The organism is Ferrovibrio sp. (assembly GCF_019636075.1).
Classification (GTDB): domain Bacteria; phylum Pseudomonadota; class Alphaproteobacteria; order Ferrovibrionales; family Ferrovibrionaceae; genus Ferrovibrio.
In genome coordinates, this window is the sequence record NZ_JAHBYG010000078.1 from 1 (window position 1) to 6,560 (window position 6,560).

General features: G+C 62.7%; 5 protein-coding genes, 2 tRNA genes and 1 riboswitch. Of the genes, 5 read left to right on the top strand and 2 right to left on the bottom strand.

The features are described 5' to 3' along the window. Positions 1-23 precede the first annotated feature (23 nt). Positions 24-785 carry an ABC transporter ATP-binding protein gene (locus KF827_RS19310; RefSeq protein ID WP_291009195.1) on the bottom strand — a complete coding sequence of 254 codons (762 nt, stop codon included), beginning with the start codon at positions 783-785 and terminating at the stop codon, positions 24-26. Continuing rightward, positions 777-884: riboswitch (TPP riboswitch) on the bottom strand. It overlaps the preceding gene by 9 nt. A 43-nt stretch (positions 885-927) precedes the next feature. Beyond that, a complete protein-coding gene (locus KF827_RS19315; protein ID WP_291009198.1) occupies positions 928-3,765 on the bottom strand; it encodes an EAL domain-containing protein in 2,838 nt (945 codons plus the stop codon). Positions 3,766-4,124: 359 nt separating this feature from the next. Here KF827_RS19315 and KF827_RS19320 point away from each other — a divergent pair, with 359 nt between their 5' ends. The 5 genes from KF827_RS19320 to KF827_RS19340 all read left to right on the top strand — a co-directional run bounded on the left by KF827_RS19320 (position 4,125) and on the right by KF827_RS19340 (position 6,390). Further along, complete coding sequence (locus KF827_RS19320; RefSeq protein WP_291009201.1) at positions 4,125-5,252, top strand: acetoin utilization protein AcuC; 1,128 nt, start codon at positions 4,125-4,127, stop codon at positions 5,250-5,252. A 22-nt stretch (positions 5,253-5,274) separates the two neighbouring features. Continuing rightward, positions 5,275-5,760: a DUF192 domain-containing protein gene (locus tag KF827_RS19325; protein WP_291009204.1), complete on the top strand. Its 486-nt coding sequence runs from the start codon at positions 5,275-5,277 to the stop codon at positions 5,758-5,760. Between the two features lie 84 nt (positions 5,761-5,844). Further along, positions 5,845-5,921, top strand: a tRNA-Pro gene (locus tag KF827_RS19330). A 59-nt stretch (positions 5,922-5,980) separates the two neighbouring features. Further along, entirely contained in the window at positions 5,981-6,274 is a 294-nt protein-coding gene (locus KF827_RS19335) for an ETC complex I subunit (protein WP_291009207.1), read from the top strand. Positions 6,275-6,313: 39 nt separating this feature from the next. Further along, positions 6,314-6,390: transfer RNA gene (locus KF827_RS19340), tRNA-Arg, on the top strand. Positions 6,391-6,560 lie beyond the last annotated feature (170 nt).

The following is a 6,560-nucleotide window of genomic DNA, read 5'->3' on the forward strand; positions in this document are numbered from 1 at the left end:
AAGCAGCGTGAGCGATCCGCGCATCATGGCAGCACAGCCTGTTGCAGGGCGGCCTGTTTCAGTGCGGCCTGAATGCGCCGCAGATCGGGCAGCCATGCGGCATCCAGCGGGTCGCGCGGACGCGGCGCATCGGTTTGTGCGATCAACTCCAGTTTTGCCGGGGTGCCGGCCAGCACATAGATGCGATCAGCCAGAGCCAAGGCTTCGGCGGGATCATGGGTAACGAAGATCACCGCACGCTGCCGCAGCAGGTCGCAGGCCAGCGCATGCAAATCGCCGCGCCGCACCGGATCCAGTGCGGTGAAAGGCTCATCCATCAACACCAGCGGACGGTTTTCCATGAAGGTGCGGGCCAGGGCCGCGCGTTGCCGCATGCCGCCCGAAAGCTGCGCCGGCAGTTTGTGTTGCGCCGTCAGCAGGCCGCAGCGACCCAGCAAGGCCAGCGCCGCATCGCGGTCTGGCACCTGGCCGCGCAGACGGGCGCCCAGCAGGGTGTTTTCCAGCACATTCAACCAGGGCAGCAGCAGATCGGATTGGGCCATCCAGGCGATATCGCGCAGTTTTCCGCTGCCTGTATGCCCCGGCAGCAGGCCAGCCATGGCACGCAGCAGGCTGCTTTTGCCCACGCCGCTGGGGCCCAGCAGGGCAATCCATTCGCCGCTGGCGAGCGCCAGATCGTAGGCTGCAAGCAGGGGTGGGGCCCCGGTTTCAAAACCGAAGGATGGCCCGGATAGCCGGATACGGAATCCGGAATCGGAATGAGAATAGGTCCGTGTCTCGCTCACGCCTCTGATCCCTATCGCCGGCATTACCCGGATCAGGTTCGAGGGGTCGTTCGCTCGCGCGAACCTCTCAGCCGTTCATCGGCTCCCCCTCAGGGCAGTGACGCATTATTAGGACGCAAAGGCGGCGCTGGCAAGCCCTGCGTCAATCTTCGGTTTTTTCCTGCAGGAACTCGCTGGCGAAATCCTTCGGCGCAAGCGGCTTGGCATAGAGATAGCCTTGCACCTCGTCGCAGCCCAGCTTGCGCAGCATCGCGGCGTCTTCCTCGGTCTCCACGCCCTCGGCCAGCACGCGCAGTTCGAGGTTGTGGGCCATGGAGATGATCGAGGCCACGACCGAATAGGCCTCGCGGCTGTTTCCCATCTGGCGCACGAAAGAGCGATCGATCTTCAGCGCATGTACCGGCAGGCTGACCAGGTAGTTCAGCGAGGAATAGCCGGTGCCGAAATCATCGATATAGATTTTCGATCCAAGCTGGCGCAGGCGGCCGAGAAACACATTGGCATGCTCGGGATCATCGGCCAGCGCGCTTTCGGTCAGCTCGATATCTATCATGTTGGCCGGCACGCCCCAGGTTTCGAGCAGGGATTCGAATGTATCGAGGAAACCTGGATCGTTGAGGCTCTTGGCCGATAGGTTCACGGCGATGGGCAGCATGCGGCCGTTTTCGGCCCAGGCATGCTGCTGGCGGATCGCGGCATCCACCACGAAATTGGTCATGGCGCGGATCAGGCCGGTCTCTTCCGCCAAGGGCACGAATTTGGCCGGCGGCAGATAGCCGCGCGTGGGATGCGGCCAGCGCACCAGGGCCTCCGAACCAGACATTTCGCCGGTCACCAGATCGAATTTCGGTTGGAAAACCAACTGCAATTCGCGCCGCGCGATGGCCGAGCGCAATTCGGCGGCAATCGCCAGGCGTTCGGGATTTTCGCGTTCGGTGGCGCCGCGATAGATGAAATAGCGCGCATCCTTATTGGCGCCTTCGCGGGCGGCGATGGAGGCCCGGCGCAGCAGCGCTTCGGCATCGTCGCCATGGCCGGGGAAGAAACTCATGCCGATGGTGGCGGCCACGTCGATCTGGGCTTCCCGCACCGGTACGGGCTCTTGAAAAGCGGCCTGCAGCCGCTTGGCGATCTTGGAGGCGCTGGGTGCATTCTGCCCCAGCAGGTAGAGGCCGAATTCGCTGGTGGATATCCGCGCCAGCATCGGGGTGATGTCGGGCATGGCAGCCAGCCGCTCGGCCACATGGCGGATCACGGTGTTGCCCGGATCATAGCCGAAGCCATCGAACACTTCCTGCAGGCGCGGCAGGTAGATCGACAGCACGCTGATCGGATTCTGCTCTTCCTTGCTGCGGTTGATGGCTTCGTCCAGCATCTGCACCAGCAGGGCGCGGTTGGGCAGGCCGGTGAGGCTGTCATGCGTCAGCACGCGCTCGGCCTCGCGTTCGGCACGCAGCCGGCGTTCATTGGCGCGGATCACCTGGATGCCGAAGGACAGATCCTGCGCCATTTCCTCCAGCAGCGTCACTTCCTGTTCGTTGAAGGAATCTTCCTCGGCGGCCAGCAGCGTGAAGGTGCCGATCACCTGGTTGTCCACCTTCAAGGGCAACGAGATGATCGAGCCGAAACCATGTTTATCGGCGGCTTCGCGCCAGGGTTTGAAGCGCGGGTCGTTGTGCAGGCTGCGCACGATATCGGGTTGGCCGGAGCGGATTGCCGTACCCACCGAGCCCTGGCCGCGTTCGGAGCTTTCATCCCAGGTGAGATCGAGCTGTTCCAGGAAACCGTGGTTGACGCCGAAATGCACCATGGTGCGCACGCTTTTCTGTGCGTCATGCTGCAGGTAGGTAACGAAGGCCAGGCGGTAACCGCCCTGGGTGACGGCCACCCGGCACATGGCTTCGAGCAATTCGGGCTCCACGCTTTCGTGCAGCAGGGTGCGGTTGCCGGCGCTGAGCGTGCGGAAGGCGCGGGTGGTGTTCTGGCCATGGAAGGCGAGTTCGTCCAGCTTGGCGGCCAGTGGGCCGAGGATATGGCTGTCATGCGGCAAGCCGGTGCGCACGGTCCAGTCGCCGCTGCCAAGCCTCTCGGCGGCATCCGACAATTGCCGGATCGGCCGCAGCAGCAGCCGGCTGGCGCCCAGCCAGGCAAGCGTGGCGGTGATCACTACCACGGCCAGCAGGGCCAGCATGCCGGCCCGCAGGGCTTCGGTGCCGGCCTCGTCGATGGCCATCATCGGTACGCCGACCCGTACATAGAGCCCGGCATCGGGCACCTGCGAATAGGCCACCAGGCGCGGAATGCCATCCAGGCCGGCGGAATGCGCAAATCCTTCAGGCTTGGTTTTCACTACTTCCTTGAAGCTGTCCGCCTCGCGCAGCAACTGGCCGACAAAACGTTCCGGCGCCGGCCAGCGGGCGATGATGCGGCCTTCCTCGTCGGAAATGCTGATGATGGATTGATCCGGCAGGCGCAGATTGGCCAGAACCTGTTGGGTGAGGCTGAAATCCAGCGCCGCGGCGATCACCGAAACCACGGCATCATCCACGATCACCGGCTGCGCGGCCACCAGGGTCCAGCGTTGCGCGGTGCGGGTTTGCAGCACATGGCTCAGCACGAAGCGGCGTTCCTGCATGGCCTGCTGGAAATACGCGCGGTCGGCGATGTTGATGGCGGGGGTCGGCTGTGCCGAGCAGGTGATGTCGCCCTTCGGGTCCACCACGGTGATCTGGAAGTAGTTGGGCTCCACCAGCATCAGGCTGTTCAACCGCTGCGCACAGGCTTGCGATGCCAGCATTTCAGGAAAGCGGGTGAGCGTGTCGAGCTGATTGCGCAAGCGCCGCAGGGTCAGCCCCTGCTGTTGCGCCAGCCCACGGGCCAGGATCAGGGATTCGGCCTGGATATGCTCTCGTTCCTGGGCGCGCCGATTATCGGTGAAATGCAAGGCAAGCAGCAGGGTGGGCAGGGCCACGATTGCCACCAGCGCTACAATCCTCAAAGACAATGCAGAATTTCTTCTGCCGGACATCTGCTTTCAGTACCTTTACGGAAAAACCAGTTACTAGGAAAAACCTTGGATGCGCAGGATTGGCGGTGCTGCGTGTGATTTTTTGGTCCCGGATTACACCATAAGATGTATGATACTACCTGTAATGCGGATATCAACAAATATTCGTGTCGTTGTTGTGTCCATGACTTAAAAAAGTTGTTATCTGCCGGAAATAAATAATTACTGCGGTAATGTGGTAGGTAAACACGCATTTATTTGCACATGAAATCATATCTGATGGGTTTCCAAAGATTGGCGAACGGCGCGAACTGGCCAAGAATGGCCCCGCCATGGCCACCCCGCTTTTCATAGGCAACGAGATCTACCGGCATTCCCATCTGGGCTCGAAGCACCCGCTGTCGATCCCGCGGGTTTCGGCCGTGATGGATGTCTGCGCCGCCATGGGCTGGCTGGACGCGGCGAACTACCGCGAGAGCCGCCCAGCAGGTGTGGATGAACTGATCCGGTTCCATACGCCCGATTACGTGGCCGCCGTGGCCGAAGCAGAGCGGCGGCTGAGCATCGAGCCGGAGCAGAGCGAGCGCTACAATCTCGGGCGTGGCGGCAATCCGATCTATGGCACGATGTTTCGCCGGCCGGCCACCGGCGTGGGCGGCAGCCTGATTGCAGCGGCGCATCTGTTGCAGCAAGCGGGCATCGTATACAGCCCGGGCGGCGGCACCCATCATGGCCAGCCGGCGCGGGCCTCGGGCTTTTGCTATTTCAACGATGCGGTGCTGGCGATACTGCATTGGCTGGATCGCGGCCTGGATCGTGTGGCCTATGTGGATCTGGATGTGCATCACGGCGATGGCGTGGAAGCCGCATTCAATGCCGATCCGCGCGTGCTGTTCGTTTCGGTGCATGAAGCCGGGCGCTGGCCCAAATCGGGCGCGGCGGAGGATCATGGCATCGGCAACCTGTTCAACTTTCCGGTGCCGCCGGGCATGCATGACGATGAGATGAGCCTGCTGCTGCATGACGCCATCGCGCCGCTGGTGGCGGATTTCGCGCCGCAGGCGCTGGTGATCCAATGCGGCGCCGATGCCTTGGCGGAAGACCCGCTGGCCAAGCAGGAGCTGGGCAATGGCGCGCTGTGGCAGGCGGTGGCTGTGTTGAAAGAACTGGCGCCGCGCCTGTTGGTGCTGGGCGGCGGGGGCTATAATCCCTGGACGGTGGCCCGCTGCTGGAGTGGCATCTGGGCCGGGCTGAACGGCTTCGAAATAGCCGAGCGGTTGCCGCCCGAGGCCGAGGCGGTGTTGCAGGGGCTGAGCTGGAACCGCCTGGCCGGGCGCAGCCAGTATGCATCCTGGCCGCCGGAGCATTGGACGACCCGCCTGGCCGATCCATGGCGCGGCGGCGCGATCCGCGATGGGGTGCGCGCCCTGGCCCGGCAGGCGCGCCAAAGAGGCGTGTAGCGTGAGAGCTGAGGTGAGTGAGATGACGCGGCGTTGGTTTCTGGCATTGCTACTGGTTCTGCTGCCGCTCTTGGCCCTCGGCCAGCTTGCGCCCCCGGCCTGGGGCCAGGCGCAGCCCACCTTGCCGCAAAGCGATCTGGTGATTCACACCGCCCAGGGCCCCAAGCGTTTCCGGGTTGAGTTGGCCGATACAGATAACAGCCGCAGCCGCGGCCTGATGTTTCGCACCCAGATGGCGGCCGATGCCGGCATGCTGTTCGATTTCAAGACCGAGCAGATGGCGTCTTTCTGGATGCGCAACACCCTGATCCCGCTCGACATGCTGTTCATCAAGGCCGACGGCACGATCCTGAATATCCACCAGCGCGCCATCCCGCGCGACGAGACCGGCATCAACTCGCTGGGGCCGGTGCGCGCGGTGCTGGAATTGAACGGCGGCGTTGCCAGCCGGCTTGGCATCAAGGCCGGCGACCGGGTGGATCACGCGATTTTCGGCAGAAAGCCGTAACCATAAAGCCTTGATGGCTAAGGCTGGCTGAACCGGGCTTGCCTGTGCTAAATAGCCCCGCGATAAGCTCGGAAAACCGGCCATCGGGGTGTAGCTCAGCCTGGTAGAGCGCCTGCTTTGGGAGCAGGAAGCCGGAGGTTCAAATCCTCTCGCCCCGACCAGCCGCCGGTTATTTGGCCCGCTGCCGGTTATTTGGTTTTTTGCAATCGAGGTTGCCCCGATGAAAGCCCGCATCTATCAGCCGCCGAAAACCGCCATGCAATCCGGCCGCGCCCAGACCCATGGCTGGCGCCTGGATTACGACACCGCCGATGCCCGCTTCGTCGAGCCCCTGATGGGGTGGTCGGGCAGCGAAGGCACGCTCAGCCAGGTCACCCTGAAATTCGACACCAAGGAAGCCGCGATCAGCTATGCCGAGCGCAAGGGCATTCCCTACGACGTAGAAGAGCCGCATGAGCGCAAGCTCGCCCGCCGCGCCTACGCCGACAATTACGCCTTCAACAGAGTCCGTTAACGCAGGGGCGCGCTATAATCCGGGCGCGCCATATCCTGGGCGCCCTTAGCTCAGTTGGATAGAGCAGCCGCCTTCTAAGCGGCAGGTCGGTGGTTCGAATCCACCAGGGCGCGCCAATTATATCCTTATGGCCTTTTCAGTAATTCGATTAAAGGCAGGGGAATGCCATCTTCGGCAGGTTGCCCAGGCCCTGGACGGAATAGCGCGTTTAGCGCAACAAGTTTTTCTTCTTTTTCTGTCGAAGAACTGACCATCGCTAAATAAGTTTTTGTCTGCACAGCCCTCA